General features: G+C 73.1%; 15 protein-coding genes and 1 pseudogene. 9 read left to right on the plus strand and 7 right to left on the minus strand.

The features are described 5' to 3' along the window. Positions 1-19: 19 nt before the first annotated feature. Both OG403_RS22310 and OG403_RS22315 read left to right on the plus strand, forming a co-directional pair. A complete protein-coding gene (locus OG403_RS22310; RefSeq protein ID WP_329567095.1) occupies positions 20-775 on the plus strand; it encodes an ABC transporter ATP-binding protein in 756 nt (251 codons plus the stop codon). Next, a complete protein-coding gene (locus OG403_RS22315) occupies positions 772-2,766 on the plus strand; it encodes an ABC transporter permease (protein ID WP_329567096.1) in 1,995 nt (664 codons plus the stop codon). Before OG403_RS22310 ends, OG403_RS22315 begins: the two co-directional genes overlap by 4 nt. Positions 2,767-2,833: 67 nt before the next feature. Here the strand turns inward: OG403_RS22315 and OG403_RS22320 are convergent, their stop codons facing one another. Beyond that, entirely contained in the window at positions 2,834-3,775 is a 942-nt protein-coding gene (locus tag OG403_RS22320) for a TauD/TfdA family dioxygenase (protein WP_329567098.1), read from the minus strand. A gap of 267 nt (positions 3,776-4,042) precedes the next feature. Here OG403_RS22320 and OG403_RS22325 point away from each other — a divergent pair, with 267 nt between their 5' ends. The 4 genes from OG403_RS22325 (at position 4,043) to OG403_RS22340 (ending at position 9,705) form a co-directional block, all read left to right on the plus strand. Further along, entirely contained in the window at positions 4,043-7,018 is a 2,976-nt protein-coding gene (locus tag OG403_RS22325; protein WP_329567100.1) for an AfsR/SARP family transcriptional regulator, read from the plus strand. 183 nt (positions 7,019-7,201) lie between these two features. Further along, positions 7,202-8,239 (plus strand): 2,3-diaminopropionate biosynthesis protein SbnB, encoded by a 1,038-nt coding sequence (sbnB, locus tag OG403_RS22330; RefSeq protein WP_329567102.1) that lies wholly within the window; start codon positions 7,202-7,204, stop codon positions 8,237-8,239. A gap of 124 nt (positions 8,240-8,363) precedes the next feature. Continuing rightward, the gene (gene sbnA / locus OG403_RS22335; protein ID WP_329567104.1) at positions 8,364-9,356 is read left to right on the plus strand and encodes a 2,3-diaminopropionate biosynthesis protein SbnA; all 993 of its coding nucleotides are present in this window, start codon (positions 8,364-8,366) and stop codon (positions 9,354-9,356) included. A gap of 157 nt (positions 9,357-9,513) precedes the next feature. Then, complete coding sequence (locus OG403_RS22340) at positions 9,514-9,705, plus strand: hypothetical protein (protein WP_329567106.1); 192 nt, start codon at positions 9,514-9,516, stop codon at positions 9,703-9,705. A gap of 93 nt (positions 9,706-9,798) precedes the next feature. Here the strand turns inward: OG403_RS22340 and OG403_RS22345 are convergent. Both OG403_RS22345 and OG403_RS22350 read right to left on the minus strand, forming a co-directional pair. Beyond that, a pseudogene (locus tag OG403_RS22345) lies at positions 9,799-10,782 on the minus strand (NAD(P)-dependent oxidoreductase); the annotation flags it as partial. 87 nt (positions 10,783-10,869) lie between these two features. Further along, positions 10,870-11,601 (minus strand): DUF4097 family beta strand repeat-containing protein, encoded by a 732-nt coding sequence (locus OG403_RS22350; RefSeq protein WP_329567108.1) that lies wholly within the window; start codon positions 11,599-11,601, stop codon positions 10,870-10,872. A gap of 219 nt (positions 11,602-11,820) precedes the next feature. On the opposite strand from OG403_RS22350, the gene OG403_RS22355 reads away from it, so the two are divergent. Then, positions 11,821-12,900, plus strand: coding sequence for a hypothetical protein (locus OG403_RS22355; protein WP_329567110.1), 1,080 nt, complete (start codon positions 11,821-11,823; stop codon positions 12,898-12,900). 34 nt (positions 12,901-12,934) lie between these two features. On the opposite strand, the gene OG403_RS22360 is transcribed toward OG403_RS22355, so the two are convergent. From OG403_RS22360 to OG403_RS22375, 4 genes are all read right to left on the minus strand, one after another. Then, on the minus strand, positions 12,935-13,696 hold the full coding sequence (locus tag OG403_RS22360) for an AfsR/SARP family transcriptional regulator (protein WP_329567112.1): 762 nt from the start codon (positions 13,694-13,696) through the stop codon (positions 12,935-12,937). Between the two features lie 194 nt (positions 13,697-13,890). Further along, the gene (locus tag OG403_RS22365) at positions 13,891-14,457 is read right to left on the minus strand and encodes a Uma2 family endonuclease (protein ID WP_329567113.1); all 567 of its coding nucleotides are present in this window, start codon (positions 14,455-14,457) and stop codon (positions 13,891-13,893) included. Positions 14,458-14,569: 112 nt separating this feature from the next. Further along, positions 14,570-15,253: a response regulator transcription factor gene (locus OG403_RS22370; RefSeq protein ID WP_329567115.1), complete on the minus strand. Its 684-nt coding sequence runs from the start codon at positions 15,251-15,253 to the stop codon at positions 14,570-14,572. Then, complete coding sequence (locus OG403_RS22375) at positions 15,250-16,560, minus strand: sensor histidine kinase (RefSeq protein WP_329567117.1); 1,311 nt, start codon at positions 16,558-16,560, stop codon at positions 15,250-15,252. Before OG403_RS22375 ends, OG403_RS22370 begins: the two co-directional genes overlap by 4 nt. A 225-nt stretch (positions 16,561-16,785) precedes the next feature. Between OG403_RS22375 and OG403_RS22380 the strand changes: the two genes are divergently transcribed. Both OG403_RS22380 and OG403_RS22385 read left to right on the plus strand, forming a co-directional pair. Further along, complete coding sequence (locus OG403_RS22380) at positions 16,786-17,484, plus strand: ABC transporter ATP-binding protein (protein ID WP_329567119.1); 699 nt, start codon at positions 16,786-16,788, stop codon at positions 17,482-17,484. A 5-nt stretch (positions 17,485-17,489) separates the two neighbouring features. Then, complete coding sequence (locus tag OG403_RS22385) at positions 17,490-19,898, plus strand: FtsX-like permease family protein (RefSeq protein WP_329567121.1); 2,409 nt, start codon at positions 17,490-17,492, stop codon at positions 19,896-19,898. The last annotated feature ends 17 nt before the right edge of the window (positions 19,899-19,915 follow it).

A 19,915-nucleotide genomic window follows, 5' to 3' on the forward strand; every position in this document is an offset into this window, starting at 1 on the left:
TGGTAGGAAGTGGATCACTATGGATAGCAACGATGTCGTACGACTGGAACAGGTCAGCCGCTCCTACGGTGCCGGGCAGAACGCCGTCACCGCGCTGGGCGGCGTGACGATCGGCTTCACCCGGGGCAGCTTCACCGCCGTCATGGGCCCGTCCGGGTCGGGCAAGAGCACCCTGCTGCAGTGCGCGGCCGGGCTCGACCGGCCGGATTCCGGCAGGGTCGTGGTGGACGGTGTCGACCTCGGCAGCCTCGACGAGACCGCGCTGACCGAACTGCGGCGCGAGCGGCTCGGGTTCGTCTTCCAGTCGTTCAACCTGCTCGGTGCGCTGACCGCCGAGCAGAACGTCGGCCTGCCGCTGCGGCTGGCCGGCCGGCGGCCGGACGCCGCCCAGGTCAAAAGCGCGCTCGCCCAGGTCGGCCTGGGCGAGCGGGTCGGCCACCTGCCCTCCCAGCTCTCCGGCGGCCAGCAGCAGCGGGTCGCCATCGCCCGGGCGCTGATCGCCGCCCCCAAGGTGCTCTTCGCCGACGAGCCGACCGGTGCGCTGGACAGCTCCAGCAGCCGCGACGTGCTCGCCCTGCTGCGCTCGCTGGTGGACCAGCAGGGGCAGAGCACCATCATGGTCACCCACGACCCGGTCGCCGCCTCGTACGCGGACACCGTGCTCTTCCTGGCCGACGGCCAGGTCGTCGACCAGCTCGCGGCACCCGACCCGCGGACCGTCGCCGAGCGGATGACCGCGCTGGAGTCGACCCGGGGCGGCGGTGGGTCCCGATGAACGGCGTCCTGCTGCTGCTCCCGGTGGCCGTCGCCACGCTGCGGCGGCGCTGGCTGGCCTTCCTCGGCTCGTTCGTCGCGCTCGCGCTCGGCGTCGGCGTGCTGTCCGCCGCCGGGATGCTGCTCAACACCACGATGGGCCAGGACTCGCTGCCCGGCGCGCCCTCGCTGCACAAGCTGGTCGGCTTCATGGCGGCGATGGCCGGCTTCGTCTCCGTCTTCGTGGTCTCCAGCACCTTCGCCTTCGCGGTCGCCCAGCGCCGCCAGGAGACGGCGATGCTGCGGGCGGTCGGCGCCACGCCCCGCCAGGTCCGCTGGCTGGTGCTCGGCGAGGCCCTGGTGGTGGCGCTCGCCGCCGCCGTCGCCGGCTGCCTGCTCGGCCTGGCCGTCGCCCCCGCCATCGCCTCCTGGCTGGTCTCCCAGGGCGCGGCCCCGGCCGGCTTCCGCGCCGAACCCGCGCTGCTGCCGCTGCTGCTGGCCGCCGCGGGGGGCCTGGCCGTCGCCCTGCTCGGGGCCTTCGCCGCCTCCCGCCGGGCGGGCCGGGTGCGCCCGGTCGAGGCGCTCGGCGAGGTCGCGGTCGACAAGAAGGTGATGCCGCCCATCCGCTGGGTCCTCGCGCTGCTCTACCTGGGCGTGTTCGGCTACACCCTGCAGACCTTCATCGCGATGCCCGCCTCGATGCTGGCCGACCCGACCTCCCGTGACCCGTCGACCACCCCGCAGTGGGCGCTGCTCTTCGACGTCATGGCGGTGCTGGCGATCGTGCTGCTCGCGCCGGTCCTGGTGCCGCCGCTGGTCCGGCTGTTCACCGCGCTGGTCCCGCTGCTGCCCGGCGCCGCCGGTCTGATCGCCCGGCAGAACGCGCTCGCCGCGATCCGCCGCACGGTCTCCACCGCCACGCCGGTCTTCCTGGTCATCGGCCTGGCCGGCTCGGTGGTCGGCGGCACCGTCGCCTTCAGCGACGCGATGGCCGCCCAAGGCCGCGCCGCCCTCAAGGCCGGGTACGTGGTCGAACCCGGCGGCTCGGGCGGCGGCGCCATCCCCGCCGACGCCCTGCACCGGCTGGCCGCGCTGCCCGGTGCGCGGCTCACCACGGCCGCCACCGTCCAGGTCACCGGCCTGACCGACCAGATCCAGCGGCCGGCCCCCGGCCGCCCCAGCGACCTGCCGATCCCCGAGTCCGGCCTGGCCGTGGACGGCGACCTGCGCGCCGCCTGGAACCTCACGGTGGACGACGGCTCGTTGGCCGACCTGCACGGTCACACCGTGGCCGTCTCCGCCGACATGGCCCGGGTCTTCGGCTGGCAGGTCGGCGACACCCTGAACGCCACCTTCGCCGACGGCACGTCGCAGCCGCTGCGCCTGGTCGCCCAGGTGCACCACCTGCTGCCGCAGCTGCCGGAGATCGTGCTGCCGCGCGAGGCCGTCACCGGCCAGGCGGCCGTCAACGTCGCCTACCTGGGCGTCGCCGCGGGCACCGGCCCCGCGGCGGTCACGGCGGCGCTCGGCGACCCGGCGGTGACGGCCACCCCCGGCGCGGCCTGGGTCGACGCCCAGAACGCGCAGACCACCCGGAACGGCTGGATCGCCATGCTGGCCATCCTCGGCCCGGCCCTGCTCTACGCGCTGCTCGCCATCGTCAACACGATGATGATGTCCACCGGCGACCGGCTGCGCGATTTCGCCACCCTGCGCCTGACCGGCGGCACCCGCCGCCAGGTGCTGCGCGTGGTGGCCGTCGAGACCCTGCTGGTGGTCGCCACCGCGGCCGCCCTGGGGCTGATCGCCACCGCGCTCACCCAGTACGCCACGGTGCTGCTGATCGAGAACCGGATCCTGGACGCCACCCAGCACGCGGCCTACCGGCTGCCCTGGTCGGCGCTGGGCGGCTCGGCGGCCGTCTGCCTGGTCCTGGCGCTGACCGCCAGCCTCGTCCCCGCCAGGCTGGCCCTGCGCACCCGTCCGCTCGACCTGGTGGCGGGCCGCCAGTAGCCGCCGCGGGGGGAACGGGAAAGGGTCCGGCTCGACGAGCCGGACCCTTTCCCGTTCCTGCGCCGCGTCAGTCCGACATGGCCACCAGCACGCGCCGGCTCCCGGTGAACGGCCGCCGCCCGTGCCCGACCAGCACGTTGTCGATCAGCAGCACGTCGCCCTGGCGCCAGTCCACGTCGACCGCCGCGGCCAGGCCCCGGTCGCGGATCTGCTCGACCCACTCGGCGGGGATCGGCGAACCGTCGGCGAGGGTGACGGACTGCGGCAGGTCCTCCGGCGGCATGATGGTCGCCAGGGTCGCGGCGGTCTCGTCACCGAGCCCGGCCGGGTGCCACTGGTCGGCCTGGTTGAACCAGACCTCGGCGCCGGTCACCGGGTGCCGGGTGACGGCCGGCCGCAGCTGCGCGACGCGCAGGCCGCCGTCCTTCTTCCACTCCCAGGTCGCCTCGGTCCCGGAGAGGAACGCCTCGACCTGCGCACGGCTCTCGGTCTCGAAGGTCTGCTGCCAGCTCTTGCCGAAGCCGTAGCCGTCGTGCAGGTTCTGCAGGTAGCGGACCCCGCCGGCGAAGGCCTGCCGCACCTCGGGGTCGAGCGCCGCCAGCCACCGCACGCCGTCCACCACGGGAGTGGCGCCGCCGGTCTCGGCCGCGACCTCGCAGTAGAAGGCGAGCCGCGCGGGCCACTGGTGGGCGTACGACATCTCGTTGTGCATCGAGATGGTGAACTCCTGCGGGTACTCCGTGGAGGTGTACAGGTTCTGCCCGACCTTGGTGCGCGGCGAGTTGCCGTGCACGTACGCCAGGCGGTTCGGCAGCAGCAGGTCGAAGACCTTGTCCAGCTCCTGCGGCGTGACGCCGAAGCCGCGGAAGACCAGGGCCTTCTCGCGGGTCAGCAGGCCGGCCAGGTCCTCCAGCCGCTGGAGGTGGTCGATCAGACCGTACGGAGTCGCTTCGGCGCCGACGTCCGCCGGGCCGATCTCAGCCGGAATCCAGTTCTGTTCTGCGCCCATGGGGACAGCTCTCTCAGTAGGTGGGGCATGCCTGCGCCACTCTCACCGCGCTGCCCATGCGGCTTCACTAAGGGTTCTATACGCGATACCGGATGACCACCGAGGATCGCTCTCGGTCACCGGGATCACTCTGGGTCAGGGGGGCAGCGGCGTGACGTGTTCGACGGTACTGTGATCGTTCGGCGGCGGAGGACTGTATTCCGGTCCCCCCTGCCGTACGGGTGTCCTCAAAAACAGGGGAGGGACGCCCGATGAACGGGGGAACGGTTGGACGTTCAGCTGGACTTCGGATTGCTCGGCCCGCTCTCGGTCGCCGTGGACGGGCGCCGGATCGCCGTCGGCGGGCCGAGGCAGCGCACCATCCTCGCTCTGCTCCTGCTCTCGCCCGACGCGATCGTCTCGGTCGACGCGATGGTCGAGGCGGTGTGGCAGGGTGATCCGCCCGCGACCGCGCGCACCCAGGTGGCGATCTGTGTCGCCGGGCTGCGCAAGATCTTCCGGGCCGAGGGCTGCGGCGAGGAGCTGATCGCCACGGCGCACCCGGGGTACCAGTTCAACACCGGCCACCACCGGATCGACCTGCTGGTCTTCGAGGGCCTGGTCGCCGCCGCGGAGCAGGCCGCCGGGCAGGCGCGCACGGCCGAGGCGGCCGAACTCTACGAACGCGCGCTCGGGTTCTGGCGCGGCCCGGTGCTGGAGGGAGTCACCGGCCGGCCGGTGGAGGACGAGGCGGGCCGGCTCGAAGAGGTCCGGCTGGCCTGCTACGAGGCGTCCGTCGAACTCCAGCTCGCGCTGGGCCGCCACCTGGACGTGATCGGCTCGCTGACCGCGGTGGTGCGCGAGCACCCGCTGCGCGAGCGGGCCCGGCACGCCCTGATGCTGGCCCAGCACCGCGCCGGGCGAAGAGCCGACGCGATGGAGACCTTCCGGGAGGGCCGCAGACAGTTCATCGACGAACTCGGCCTCGAACCGGGCACCCCCCTGATCCAGTTGCACGACTCGATCCTGCGCGACGACCCGGCGCTCGTCCTGCCCGAGCGGCTCGCCACCGAGCCCCTGCCGGAGGCGGCCCCCGTCCCGGTCGCCGACCAGCGCCCGACCCCTTCCTTCCTGCCGCCGAACGTGCCCGCCTTCACCGGCCGGGGCGCGGAGCTGGCGCAGCTCGACCAACTCGTCGAGCACGGACGCTCGGAGGAGCAGCCCCCCGGCATCGGCTTCATCACCGGCGTCGCGGGAGTCGGAAAGACCGGCCTCGCCGTGCACTGGGCGCACCGCGTCTCCGGGCACTTCCCGGACGGCCGCCTCTACGTCGACCTCTGCGGTCACGACGACACCCACGAGCCGACCAGCGCCGCCGACGTGCTCAGCCGCTTCCTGCGCGCGCTCGGCGTGCCGAGCGAGCAGATCCCGGCCGACCCGGGCGAGCGCACCTCGCTCTACCGCAGCCTGCTCGCCGACCGCCAGGTGCTGGTGGTGCTGGACAACGCCCGTACGGTGGCCCAGATCCAGCCGCTGCTGCCGAGCAACGGGCAGTGCTGCGTGGTCGTCACCAGCCGCGAGCCGATGGAGCAGCTGATGCTCCGCTACGGTGCGGTTCGCGTCCAACTCGGCCTGCTGCCAACGGCTGAGGCGATCGAACTGCTGGGGCGGATCGTGCCCGACGACAAGATCGCCGCCGATCCGGTGCAGGCCGAGCGGCTCGCCGAACTCTGCGACCGGCTGCCGCTGGCGCTGCGGATCGCGGGTGCCCGGCTGGCCTCCAAGGCGCACTGGTCGGTCAAGCACCTGGTCGCCCGGCTGGCCGACGAGCGCCGCAGGCTGGACGAGTTGAGCCAGGGCGAGTCGCAGGTCCGGGCCGGCTTCGCGCTCAGCTACCGCTACCTGCCCTCGGACGCGGCCCGGCTCTACCGCCGCCTGGCCCTGCTGGAGGCGCCCGACGTCACGGTCTGGGCCGCCGCCGCCCTGCTGGACGCGCACCCCTTCGAGGCCGAGCGGCTGCTGGAGCAACTGGTCGACGTCCAACTGCTGGAGGTGACCGGCACCGACGCCACCGGCCAGCTCCGCTTCCGCCAGCAGAACCTGCTGCGGCTCTTCGCCAGGGAGCGGGTGCTGGCCGAGGAGGAGGCCGCCGACCGCGAGGAGAGCCTGGACCGGGCCCTGCGCGCCTGGCTGACCATCGCCGAGCAGGCGCACCGCCAGGAGTACGGCGGGGACTTCTCGCTGATCCACGGCAGCGCCCCGCGCTACCCGGTCGACGAGCTGCTGCTGGAGGAGCTGATCGCCGCCCCGCTGGACTGGTTCGAGGCCGAGCGGCTCTCGCTGCTCGCGGCGATCGACCAGTCCGCGCGGCTGGGGAAGGACGAGTTGGCGTGGGACCTGGCGGCCTCCGCGACGGTGCTCTTCGAGACCCGGGACTACCCGGAGGACTGGCGCTTCTGCTGCGAAACCGCGCTCGCGGCCACCCGGGCGGCGGGGAACCGGCGCGGTGAGGCGGCGATGCTCGAATCCCTGGGCGCCCTGCAGATCCGCACGCGCCGCCTGGACGGGACCGGTGAGCTGCTGCAGCTCGCGCTGGCCAGGTTCGACGAGGTCGGCGACGAGTACGGCCGGGCCCTGACGCTGCGCTCGCTGGCGCTGATGGACCGGAGCCTGGGCGATGTCGAGTCGGCCGGAGTCCGGCTGCGGGAGGCCGTGCAGCTCTTCCGCAAGGTCGGCGACCTGTCCGCGGAGTCGCACGCCCTCGGCTACCTGGCCCAGGGCGAGCTGGACTTCGGCCGGGCCGCGGAGGCGCTGCGGCTCGGGCTGGAGTCGGTCGAGGTCTCCCGGCGGATGGGGGAGACCAGGGCGATGGCTCAGGCGGTGTTCCGGCTCGGGCGGGCCTACCTGATGCTGGACCGGTTCGATGAGGCCGAGGAGTCCCTGCGGGAGGTCGTCAGGATCGTGACCGCCAAGCGCGACTCCCTGGGCACGGTCTACGCCCTGCTCGGCCTGGGGGAGACGGAGCTCAAGCGCGGCCGGCTCGACCGCGCGGAGGCCGAGTTGCTGGCCGTGCTGGCGGAGGCCGAGCAACTCGACAATCCGCTGGCGGAGGCCCGCATCCACCAGGCGCTCGGTCAGGTCAGCCGTGCACACGGCCGGGCGGAGGAGGCCCGGGAGCGCCTGGGGCGGGCCGCCGAGCTCTTCCGAACCGCCGGCGCCAAGCGGGACCTGAAGCTGATCCAGGAGGAACTGGAAGCTCTCTGAGCCGCGTCGCGGCCTCGAAACCCCGTGCCGGGCACTCCTTCCGGGAGGCCTGCCACGGGGTTTCGATATTTCTCCCGGATATTTGCGATTGATAGCCAGGATATGAGTTCCTGCTAGATCCTCTGCATAGATTCCAATGGCGCGAACGAAGAAGTCGCGGAAAGTCGAAGCATGGAGCTTGCTATGTCCCGAAGCAGTGTCGTCCCCCCGTTCGCCGTCATTTCCGGCGCGCAGGTCAACGGTGTTCTGAAAGGACGTCAGAAGGAGGTCGTGGACATCGTCGAGCGGGCGTACCGCATCCACGGCGAGGGCGCGACGGTCAACCCGCCGTCGTACTTCCTGAAGTTCCCCGACCGGCCCAGTTCGAGAATCATCGCGCTGCCCGCGTCGATCGGCGGCGAGGTCCAGGTCGACGGCCTGAAGTGGATCTCCAGCTTCCCGGAGAACGTCGAGGCGGGCATCCCGCGCGCCTCGGCCGTGCTGATCCTCAACGACCACGCGACCGGCTACCCGATCGCCTGCCTGGAGAGCTCGATCATCAGCGCGGCCCGCACCGCCGCCTCCGCCGCGCTGGCCGCCGCCAAGCTCGCCGAAGGGCGGGGCGAGCGCCCGCGCCGGGTCGGCTTCATCGGCACCGGTCTGATCGCCCGCTACCTGCACACCTACCTGGCCGGTACCGGCTGGAGCTTCGAGACGGCCGGCGTCCACGACCTGTCGGCCGACTCGGCGGCGGGCTTCGCGGGCTACCTGGCGCAGGCCGAGGGCGTCGGCGAGGTCACCGTGCACGACAGCGCGGAGTCCCTGATCAGGTCCAGTGACCTGGTGGTCCTCGCCACCATCGCGGGCACCCCGCACATCCACGACGCCGAGTGGTTCTCGCACAACCCGCTGGTCCTGCACGTCTCGCTGCGCGACCTCGCGCCCGAGGTGATCCTCGCGGCGGCCAACATCACCGACGACATCGAGCACTGCCTGAAGGCCGACACCTCGCTGCACCTGACCGAACAGCGGCTCGGCCACCGCGACTTCGTCGACGGCACCCTCTACGACGTGCTGACCGGGGCGGTCGCCGTCCCCGCCGACCGCCCGGTGATCTTCTCGCCGTTCGGCCTGGGCGTGCTGGACCTGGCCGTCGGCAAGCACGTCCTGGACTCGGTGCGCGAGCGCGGCGAACTGGCCGTCGTCGAGGACTTCTTCCACGAGCTCCGCCGCCACGGCTGAGCTACCGCCACCTGTCACCCGGCACCCACCCCGGCCCCACCCCGGCCACGCCCCGGGCCCACCCCGGCCCACCCCCACGGCACCCGTCCTCAGCGTCCAGCCCGTCCGAACCCGGGAGGCACCCATGCCGATCATCTCGGCCCCGCACGACTTCAACGAACACGACCTCTTCGTCGACCTGAGGCCGAGCCTGGGAATTCCGCTGTACCTGAAGTGCGAGGGAATGAACTTCGCCGGCTCGATCAAGCAGAAGGCCGCTGTCGGAATGATCGAGGCGGCCGAGCGGGCCGGTCGGCTCGGACCGAATTCCATCCTGGTGGAATCGTCCTCCGGGAACCTCGGGGTGGCGCTCAGCCTGATGGCCGCCAGCAAGGGCTACGGATTCCTCTGCGTCACCGATTCCCGCTGCAATCTGAACACCAGACGCATGATGGAGGTCTTCGGTGCGAGAGTGCACACCATCACCGAGGCCGACCCGGTCACCGGCCTGCTCGGCGCCCGGCTGGCGTACGTTCGCCGACTGCTGGAGAGCGACGAGCGGTACGTCTGGCTGAACCAGTACCAGAACCCCGACAACTGGGGCGCCCACTACCGCTGGACGGCACCCGCCATCGCCCGGCAGTTCCCCGGCCTGGACGTGCTCTTCGTCGGCGCGGGCACCACCGGCACGCTGATGGGCTGCGCCCGCTGGTTCAAGGAGCACCGGCCGGGTGTGCGGATCGTCGCCGTGGACAGCGTCGGCTCGGTCAGCTTCGGGCAGCCGGCGGCGCCGCGCTGGATCCCCGGCCTCGGCTCCGGGGTGCGGCCGGCCATGCTCGACGAGAACTACGTGGACGACGTGCGGATGGTCGAGGAGATCGACACCGTCCGGATGTGCCACCGGCTCGCCGCCCACGGCTTCCTGTTCGGCGGCTCCACCGGCACGGCTGTCGCGGGGGCAGCCGCCTGGCTTGCGGAGCACGACCCGGCGGGTCGGCTCACCGCCGCGACCATCGGCCCGGATCTCGGGGAGCGCTACCTCGACACCGTCTACCAGACCAACTGGGTGCAGGACATCTACGGGAGTGCGGCGCTGGAGCAGCCGCAGCGCTCGTTCGCCGTCGCCGTACCGGCCTGATATCGGCCGCTGACCTGCGATTTTCCGTCCGTGCACCGAGGCGTTATCGGTCCCCGCCGGACGCCATAACAGATCGATAAGAGATCGAAGTCGCGCCTTCCTACTGTCTTCCACGTCAGCAGGGAACACCGGGCAACACCGGATCATCCGACAGGAAATGGTCGAAATGCGCCTCATCGGTATCAAGTTCGCGAAGCAGCTCGCCGTCGTCGCCCTCGGCACCGCCGCGGTTCTCGGCACTGTCGTCGCCACCGAGTCGGCTGCTGTCACCACCGGCCACTCGACGGTCGCGGCCGCCGCGCCGGCTCCCGCCGTGGTCGCCCCTGCCAGCAACGAATGGGGCTGGTAGTCCCCCAACGCAAGTCCGAAGGCCGCCGCGACACCCGTCGCGGCGGCCTTCGCCGTTCTGCACTCGCGCTGAACCCCTGCCGTCGCGCTACGCCGCCAGCACCCGCACCGGGCCGTTCACCGCCTCCGGCACCTCCCGCCCGGCCAGCGCCCGGCGCACCGCCTCGGCGACCGCGACGCCCGCCTTCTCCTGCGCCTCGACGGTCCCCGCGCCCAGGTGCGGCGTCACCACGACACCGGCCAGCCCGAAGAGCGGCGAGTCCGTGCACGGCTCGGTCGCGAAGACGTCCAGCCCGGCCCCGGCCACCCGGCCGGACCGCAGGGCCTCGGCCAGCGCGGCCTCGTCCACGATGCCGCCCCGGGCCGCGTTGACGATCCGCACGCCCGGCTTGGCCTTGGCCAGCGCCTCGGCGCCGAGCAGGCCCAGCGTCTCGGGGGTCCTCGGCAGGTGCACGGTGATGAAGTCGGCGGCGGCGAGCAGTTCGTCCAGCGAGACCAGGCGCACCCCCAGTTCGGCGGCCCGCTCGGGCGTCACGTGCGGGTCGTAGGCGAGCACCTCCATGTCGAAGGCCGCCATCCGGCGCGCCACCAGCGAGCCGATCCGGCCCACCCCGACCACGCCGAGCACCTTGCCGCAGAGCTCGACCCCGGTGAACCGGCCGCGCTGCCAGGAGCCGCCCTTCAGCGCGGCGTCGGCCTGCGGGATGTGCCGGGCGACGGAGAGCAGCAGGCCGATCGCCAGCTCGGCGGCGCTGACGATGTTCGAGGTCGGCGCGTTGACCACCAGCACGCCGGCCGCCGTCGCGGCGGCCACGTCCACGTTGTCCAGCCCGACCCCGGCCCGCGCGATCACCCGCAGCCGGGGTGCGGCGGCGATCGCCTCGGCGTCCATCCGGGTGGCGCTGCGCACCAGCACGGCGTCCGCCTCGGCCAGTGCGGCCAGCAGGGCGGTCCGGTCGGCGCCGTCGCAGCGGTGGACCTCGACCTCGTCGCCGAGCACGGCGACGGTCGCCGGGGAGAGTTCCTCGGCGAGCAGCACGACGGGGCGGCGGGTCGCGGCGAGCGGGTGGGTGTTCATGCTTCTGCTACCTCAGGGCTCGGTTGAGAAAGGCTCGATGGAGGACGGACGGAAGGCGGAAGGCGGACGAACGGACGAACGGGCGACTCAGCCCAGCGGCAGGATCGCGACGCTGCCGCCGTCGCTGCGCACCGTGACCTTGTGCGGCGCGGCCGGGTCGGTCCGTACCTGGACCTGCCGGCTGCCGCCGTCGGCGCTCGCGTCCACCGCGTAGACGCCGTCCGGGAGCCGGGTCGTCACGCTGCCGCCGGCCGAGTCGATGTCCACCAGCTCCGGGGCGGCGGCGAACTGCGCGTTGACACTGCCGCCGTCCGCGTGCGCGGTGAAGTGCGCGGACGTCAGGTCGGTGGCCCGCACCGCGCCGCCGTCGCCGGTCAGGTCGAGCGCCCCGGCCAGCCCGGTGACGTTCACGTCCCCGCCGGTGTTGCGGACCGTCACCTCGACGTCCTTCGGCACCACGACGCGGTAGCTGACCTGGCAGACGGTGTGGGTGATGCCCTGGGCGCACTCGGCGGCGGTCAGCGACAGCGAACCGTCGCTCGCCGTGTGGTCGACCTGCGGCTTCTCGCCGTTGTAGCGGATGGTCTCGGTGACCTGGACGGCGGCCTGCGTTCCCGCCACCACCTCGACGGTGCCGCCGGGAGTTCTCACCTGGAGCTTCGAGATTCGGTCGGCGACCTGGTAGGAATGGTTCTCGGTGGTCACCTTTCCACCGCACCCCGTCAGCGACGCGCCCAGCGCGACGGTGACGACAACAGGGGCGACGACACCGCGGATCCGGGTCACGCTCCGGCGGCTGGCCTGACGGGACGACTGCACGGCTTCATCCTTCGCTCGTGGCGGCGGGACTCTCGGGCCCCAGCCTCCCCGGCGGCGTCATACCGTTCCCATACTCCGACCATCGCCCGGTCTGTCGGTGTGATCCCTGGCCTAGGGGTACTCCGTCAGGTAGCACTAGCCTGAAGATCGGGTATCGGGAAAACATAGACCTCTGCTGCAGAGTCGGACCGACAGACCCATCCCTTGAAGGAGGCAGCGATGGCCAGCCATCCCGGGCCACGCCCTGCCGACGAGCCCGACGAGCCCGCTCTGCCCGTCCGTGACGTCGCCGCAGGTCTGGACCAAGGCTCGCGCAACCACGAGGAGTTGCTGCACCGCCGCCGGGCTGCCCTGCGGCAGGACCCGGCCGCCAACCGCGCGGCCGAACTCTCCCAGCAGGTGCTCGGCTGGGCCCAGACCCTCGACGCGGGGGAGCGCACGCTGCGCGACGCGGCACGCGGCGCGCTGCACAGTGACAGCCACCCGGACGACAGCCGGGCCGACCGCCCGATCGACCGGCCGCAGACCCGGCAGGCGCTGGGCCGGGCCGCAGCCCTGCTCGGCGCGGCCGAGGCCGCCGCCGTGCTGGCCGCCCGCAGCGCGCACACCCTCACCGCCGAGTCCGGGCTGACCTCGACGCTGGTCTCCGCGCTGGTGCCCGCCCTGGTCGGCGAGCTGACGGCGGAGCTGGGCCGTCCGGTCGCGGCCGCCGGCCCGGAGGTCGACCGGTTCCGGAGCCTGGTCGTCACCCAATTCCCCTGGTTGGTACACGGGTTCGCGCTGGAGACGGTGGACGAGGCCGGCCTGGCGCAGGCGGTGCGGCGCGGTGCCCCGTTGGCCGAGCTGGACGCCGACCGGCTGGGCCCGCTCTCCCGGGGTGGCTGCAGCCCGGTCCAGGCGCTGCCCAGGGTGCTCGGCGGCCCGGAACTGGGCGGCGCGAGCGCCGAGGTGCAGAGCCTGGCCAAGGCACTGCTCGCCGCCGGCGACGAACTCCACCGCCGGATGGCCGAGGTGCCCGAGGCACCGCAGAGCACTCCGGCCGACCGCCAACTCGCGGCTGCCTACGAGACGCTGTACGCGGCGGCGGCCGCCCTGGAGTGCTGGGCCGGCCAGCCGGAGCCCGGCCGGGGTGACGAACTCTGGCTGCGGGCCACGCTGCGCGGCCTGCTCGCCCGGCTGCACCGCCTGCTGGACGAGCCGGCCCCGGCACTCGACGCCCAGGCCGCCGAGGAGGCCCTCGCCGACCGGATCGCCGAGCTGGCCGAGACCGGCGCGCCGCTCACCTCGTTCGCCTGCTGACCGAGTTCTGAGGGGCCCCTGCGGTGACGAGGCGTCAGAAGTTGAGCTGGTGCGGCATGACGGTCCGCACCTCGCCGCTCAGGATCGCCTCGTACGTCCGGGCGAGCAGCCGCCCCGGCTCCACGCCCAGCTCGTCCGCCAGGATGCGGCGGCCGTCCAGGTAGAGCGACATCGCCTCGGCCTGCCGCTCGGACCGGTAGAGCGCGGTCATCATCAGGGCGCGGAACCGCTCGCGCATCGGGTGCTGGGAGACCAGCCCGGTCAGCTCGGAGATCAGCTGGCGGTGCCGCCCGAGGATCAGGTCCACCTCGATCCGGGCCTCCAGCGCCTCCAGCCGGGCCTCGTCCAGCTGCGGCCGCTCCGCGAACACCAGGTGGTCGGTGACATCTGCCAGGGCCTCGCCGTGCCAGAGCGACAGCGCGGTCCGCAACTGCTCCGCCGCCAGCTCGAAGCGCTGCTCGCGCAGCGCCCTGAACCCGCTCTGCGACAGTTCGGCGAACCGGGCCAGATCGCACGGCACGTGCTCGGCCATGAGTCTGTAGCCGGTACGGATCCGTACCAACGGCACGTCCGGCCCGATCCGCCGCCGGATCCGCGACGCGTAGGTGTGGATCTGCGCCCCCGCCGTGCTCGGCGGGTTCGTGTCCCAGAGCATCCGCCCGAGGTGCTCGTCGGAGAGCGCGCGACCGCCCGCGAGCACCAGCGCGGCGAACATGGTCCGCTGCTTGGTGCCGCTCAGGGTGTCCTCCAGGCCGTCGGTCAGGATGCGGACCGGGCCGAGAATCCGGAACTCCATGATGTTCGTCCTCTCTTGCCTGCGGTGCGGTGCCCGTCTGCCCGAGACCGCTTGACGGTAGGGACACTAGGAGTCGGCCACATCGCCCTGATATTGACTCGATATCGCCCTCCCGGAGACCGGCCCGCTACCCCCACGGCAGGGCGGCGGCAGGGCGCGCGGCGGCGCGCCGTCGCTCAGCGGGATCGTGTCGGTCAGACGGCGCCCAGGTCGACCGTGACGGAGAAGGGCGCGGTGGCCCTGACCACGCCGGTGAAGACCTCGCCGTCCCGGTAGGCCCTGCTCGCCGGGTCGAGAACGTAGGTGTAGACGAGCGGAACACCGGTGGCAGCCTGCTCGATCCGCCAGTAGAAGGGGATCCCGGCCTTGGCGTACTGATCGACCTTCACGATTCGGTCCGTGGTCTCCGAGCCCGGCGACACCACCTCGACCACCAGGAGCAGGTGCTCAGGGCGAGTGGGCGTGAGGTCGATGGTCTCCGCCCGGTACACGACGACGTCGGGACGCCGGTTGGTGAGCGGCACGTCCTGCAGGCGGACATCGAAGTCCGTGTCGGCGTTCCAGTCCGGACCTGCGGCGGTGTCGAGGGCGTTGGCCAGGATCCGGGCCAGCCGGTTGTGCCGCTTGGACGCGCTCGGGCTCACGACGACCATCCCGTCCACGATCTCGATGCCGGCGCACTGCTCCTCGGACCAGGAGTCGTACTGCTCCGCGCTGATCTGCGCGTGCATCCATGCGGGCGCGACCATCTCAGCGGTCATGGCGTGCCTCCTTCGAGGATGCTCGACAGTTCTGCTGCCTGCTCGGCCCAGCGTACTGTCCGCTGCCGTCAGGTCACTCCAGCCGGACCGGCGCCGCGGGTGCCGGCAGCGGTCAGCCGCGCTCGGACGGCGGGCCGGGGGCGATCAGCCCGGTCTCGTAGGCGAGCACGACGGCCTGGACCCGGTCGCGCAGGCCGAGCTTGGCGAGGATGCGGGCCACATGGGTCTTCACCGTGGTCGCGCTGAGGGTGAGCCGCTCGGCCAGTTCGGCGTTGCTGAGGCCGGTGGCGAGCAGGCGCAGCACCTCCAGTTCGCGGGGCGTCAGCTCGGACAGGTCGCGGTGCACGGCGGACCTGGCCTCGTCGCGCGGGGCGAAGCGCTCGATCAGCCGGCGGGTGATGGTGGGGGCGAGCAGGGCGTCGCCGGTGCGGACCAGGCGGACCGAGGCCACCAGGTGCTCCGGGGTGACGTCCTTGAGCAGGAAGCCGCTGGCGCCGGCGGTGAGCGCCGCGTAGACGTAGTGGTCCAGGTCGTAGGTGGTGAGGATGAGGACCCGGGTGTCGTCCGCGCCGCTCGCCATGATCTGCCGGGTGGCCTCCAGGCCGTCCATCTCCGGCATCCGGACGTCCATCAGCACCACGTCGGGCCGGGTGCGCCGGACGGCGGTGACCGCCTCGGCGCCGTTGACCGCCTCGGCGACGACCTCGATGCCGTCGGCGGCGAGGATCATCCGGAATCCGGTGCGGACCAGTGCCTGGTCGTCGGCGATGACGGCGCGCAGCGGCGGTTGACTCACGGGGTGCTCCAGGGGACTCGGGCCTTCAGCCGGTAACCGCCGCCGATCGTATGCCCGGCGTCAAGTGTCCCGCCGTAGACGGTCAGGCGTTCGCGCAGGCCGAGCAGGCCGCGGCTGTTGCCGGACAGGGACTGGACCCCGGGGGTGCCGCCGGTGTCGAGGGCCTCGATGGTCAGCCACTGGTCGTCGTGGTCGATGGTGATGGTGGACGCCGCCCCGGCGGCGTGCTTCATGGTGTTGGTCAGCGCCTCCTGGACCACCCGATAGGCCGTCAGGTCCACGCCGGCGGGCAGCGGCACGGGCGGCAGCGACACGGTGACGGTGACGGGCAGCCCGGTGGCGCGCACCCGCTGCACCAGGGCGGTGAGTTGGCCGAGTCCGGGCTGCGGCTCCAGCTCCTCGGCGGGCCGGCCGTTGACGGCCGCCCCGCTCGCACCGGTCCCCGAGGCCGCCAGCAGGCCCATCACATGGCGCAGTTCGGCCATCGCGGCCCGGCCGCCGGCCTCGACGGCGCGCATCGCCTCCTTGGCCAGCTCCGGCGAGCTGTCCAGCACCGTTCGCGCGGCGCCCGCCTGGATGACCATCACGCTCACGTTGTGGGTGACCACATCGTGCAGCTCGCTCGCGATCCGCGAACGCTCCTCCTCGACGGCCCGGCGCATCGCGGCCTCCTGTTCCTGCCGCAGCTCGGTGAGGCGCAGCCGGGCGGCGATCTGGCGCAGCCGCCAGAACCGTCCCGCGCTGCCGAGCAGGCCGAGCACCAGCATGATGACCAGCAGTTCCCGCAGGTTCGAGGCGGCGTTCTGGAAGGTGGTGGTGACCAGCACGGCGGCCAGCGCGAAACTGCCCAGCACGGGTGCCGGGTTGCGGCTGTGCAGTGCGGCGGCGCAGATGGCGATGCCGCAGGTCAGCACGGTGACGAAGGTCGGCAGGAAGAAGTCGGCGCGGGCGGCGATCAGCACCACCCAGAAGGTGGCGAGCGGGAGCCTGCGCCGGGCCGCCAGCATCAGCGCCCGCAGCGTGGCGAACACGTAGTCCTTGGTGTCCGGCGGGACCGGGTTCACCACCGGGGGCAGGGCGGCGGGGGCGGACGGGGGCAGCGGCGCGGCGGGCGCGGGCGGCACCGGTGCGGTGCCCTGCCAGGCGATCACGCTGTGCCGCATGGCGAGCAGCACCACGACCGTCACCAGCACCGCGAACACCGCGTCGGCCCCGAACACCCAGCGGGGCAGCTTGGGCAGCCGCTCCTCGGGGCGGAGCACCGCGCGCACCTGTCGGCGCAGTCGGCGCCCATCCGCTATGTCCATGGCGCCATTCTCCTGGCCGTCCGCGGCCCGGCACATCCGCCTCGGTGGCCCTCCTCGACGCCGAGCGGAGTACATCGCGGGGATGACGCCGCGGCGCCCTCGTCCGCTCGGCCGACGAAAGCTCCGTTCGACGGCCGACGCGGGCCAACCGCCATCGCTCATAGCTTCGTTGGGGCCGGGAACAGCCGCCGGCGGTGCAACGACGAGGACAGGACGGACCCGCTGATGGGGAATGTGATCGAACTGGAGGGCGCGGTCAAGCAGTACGACAGCGCCGGCGCCCCCGCACTGGGGCCGCTGACCCTGACCGTCGCCGAGGGGGAGGCGGTGGCGATCACCGGCCCGTCCGGCAGCGGCAAGTCGACGCTGCTGAACCTGGTGGCGGGGCTGGACCGGCCGAGCGAGGGCCGGGTCTCGGTCGGCGGCCTGCGGATCGACGGCCTGGGGGAGAAGGCGCTGGCGCGGTTCCGCCGGGAGCGGATCGGGATGGTGTTCCAGTTCTTCAACCTGCTGGACGATCTGACCGTGCTGGACAACATCCTGCTGCCGGCCCAACTCGCCGGTGCGGCCCGGGGCAAGGCGATGGAGCGGGCGGCCGAGCTGATGGCGGCCCTGGGCATCACCGAGCACGCTCGCGCCTACCCGGGGCGGCTCTCCGGGGGTGAGCGGCAGCGGGTCGCGGTCGCCCGGGCGCTGATCAACCGTCCGGCGCTGCTGCTGGCGGACGAGCCCACCGGGGCGCTCGACACCGCCTCAGGGCACGAGGTGCGCGAGCTGCTGGTCGACCTGCACCGCAGCGGCCAGACCGTGCTCCTGGTCACCCACGATCTGGCGCTCGCCGAGTCCTGCGCCGAGCGGACCGTCCAACTGGTCGACGGCCGCGTCGCGGTGGACCGCCGGCGGAACGCGGGGGTCGGGCGATGAAGGCGTTGCGTGCTGACCGCGGTGGCAGCAGCGGTGGCAACAGCCTTGGTACCAGCGGCGGTGGCCGCCGGATCAGGCTCGGCCGGGCCGGCCGGCGGCGGGTGCAGACCATCGTGATGACGCTCTCCGTGCTGATGGCCGTGGCCTCCGCCGTCGTGGCCGGGGCGCTGATGGTGAGCGCGTCGGCGCCGTTCGACGCCGCGTTCGCGCGCCAGCACGGTGCGCAGCTCACCGCGCAGATCGACGAGAGCGGCGCCGGCCCCGACCGGATCGCCGCCACCGGGCAGCTGCCGGGGGTCACCGCGAGCTCGGGCCCGTACCAGACGGCGCAGATCGACCCGCCCGGCCCCGGCGGGCTCGACATGCAGCAGTCGCAGACGATCGTCGGGCGCACCGCCCCCACCGGCGGCGTGGACGACCTCGTGCTGCGGTCCGGGCGCTGGGCGCGGGAGCCGGGGGAGATCGTGCTCTCGACGGACGCCGACTCGGTCGGCCCCGACACCAGGCCGGGCAGCACCCTGAAGATCTCGCCCGCCGCCGACAGCCCCACCCTGACCGTGGTCGGCCTGGCCACCTCGGTCACCGACAGTGCCGACGGCTGGGTCGTCCCGGCGGAGATCACCGCGCTGCGGACCGTGGGCACTCCCGGCAGCGCCCAGATGCTCTACCGCTTCAGGTCCGGCGCCACCACGGCCGAGCTGAACGCCGACCGGGCCGCCGTCGCCGCCGCGCTGCCGGCGGGCGCGGTCACCGGTGCGCAGTCCTATCTCGACGTGAAGCTGGCCGCCGACGAGAACACGGACCTGTTCGTCCCGGTGATGATGGCGTTCGGGGTCCTGGGCCTGCTGATGTCCGTGATCATCATCGCCGGCGTGGTGAGCGGGGCGGTCGGCGCGCAGGTCCGCCGGATCGGCATCCTCAAGTCCATCGGGCTGACGCCCGGGCAGGTGGTGCGGACCTATCTGGCCCAGGCCCTCGTCCCCTCGGGCATCGGGGCGGTCGCCGGCGTGCTCCTCGGCAACCTGCTGGCGATGCCGCTGATGGACGACGCCGGGCAGCTGGACGGTGGCGGGTCGCCGGGGGTGGCCTGGTGGATCGATCTGGCGGTGCCCGGCGCGGCCCTCGCCGTGGTCGCCCTGGCGGCGCTGCTGCCCGCGCTGCGGGCCGGCCGGCTGCGGACCGTCGAGGCGCTCGCGGTCGGCCGCGCGCCCCGGGCCGGGCGGGGCCAGTGGGCCCAGCGGCTCGCCGCCCGGCTGCCGCTGCCCAGGGCCGTCACCCTGGGGCTCGCCTCGCCCTTCGCCCGGCCGGTCCGTTCGGCGGCGCTGCTGGCCGCGGTGCTGTTCGGGACCACGGCGGCCACCTTCGCCATCGGGCTCACCTCCTCCGCCAGTGCGGTGACCACGGCGCGGCAACCCGGCCGGAACATCCCGGTCACGGTGTTCCTGGCGCTGCCCGGCGCGCCGGGCAGCCCCGCGCCGAGCGGCGGCACCGCCGACCCCGCGAAGACGCTCGCGGCGATCCGGGCCCAGCCCGGTACGGCCGCCGCCATCGGGCAGAGCCAGGGCACGGTCACCGTCGCGGGCGGCACCGGTGCGATCCAGGTGCGGCTCTACCAGGGGCCGTCCGGCGTCGAATCCTTCGCGCTGATCTCCGGCCGCTGGTTCGACGGCCCCGGCGAGGTGGTGGTGCCGACGCACTTCCTGAAGACCACGGGACACCGGGTGGGCGACAGCATCACCCTGGTCGACCAGGGGGTGCGGGTGCCGGTGCGGATCGTCGGCGAGGACTTCGACCCGGGCAACGCCGGCCTGGTCATCAACACCGACATGGCGACCCTGGCCGCCGCCCAGCCGACGTTGCACCCCGACTTCTACGACGTGACGCTCAAGCCCGGCACCTCACTCGCCGGTTACGTCAACGGGCTCAGCGCCGCGCTGCGGTCGACCGACGCCCAGGTCGAAGCCGCCCAGCCGGACCACCTCAGCCCCTCCGTCGTCGCCTTCGACGCCATGGCGGTGCTGCTCACGCTGATGCTGGTCTCGGTCGCCGGGCTCGGGGTGCTCAACTCGGTGGTCCTCGACACCCGGGAGCGGGTCCGCGACCTGGGGGTCTGCAAGGCCATCGGGATGACGCCGGGGCAGACCGTCACCCAGGTGCTGACCTCGGTCGCCGGAGCGGGCCTGGTCGGCGGGGCCATCGGCGTGCCGGTCGGGCTCGCGCTGCACGACTTCGTCATTCCGCTGGTGCTCCGGGCGGCCGGCAGCGGGATCCCGCCGCAGGTCCAGAACGTCTACGGGATCCCGGAGTTGGCGCTGCTCGGGCTGGGCGGGGTGGCGATCGCGGTCTGCGGTGCGCTGCTCCCGGCCGGCTGGGCGGCCAAGACGCGCACGGCCACGGCGCTGCGGACGGAGTGAGCCGGCGCCGAACGGCG

The sequence above is a fragment of the Kitasatospora sp. NBC_01266 genome (assembly GCF_036242395.1).
In the GTDB taxonomy this organism is placed as follows: domain Bacteria; phylum Actinomycetota; class Actinomycetes; order Streptomycetales; family Streptomycetaceae; genus Kitasatospora.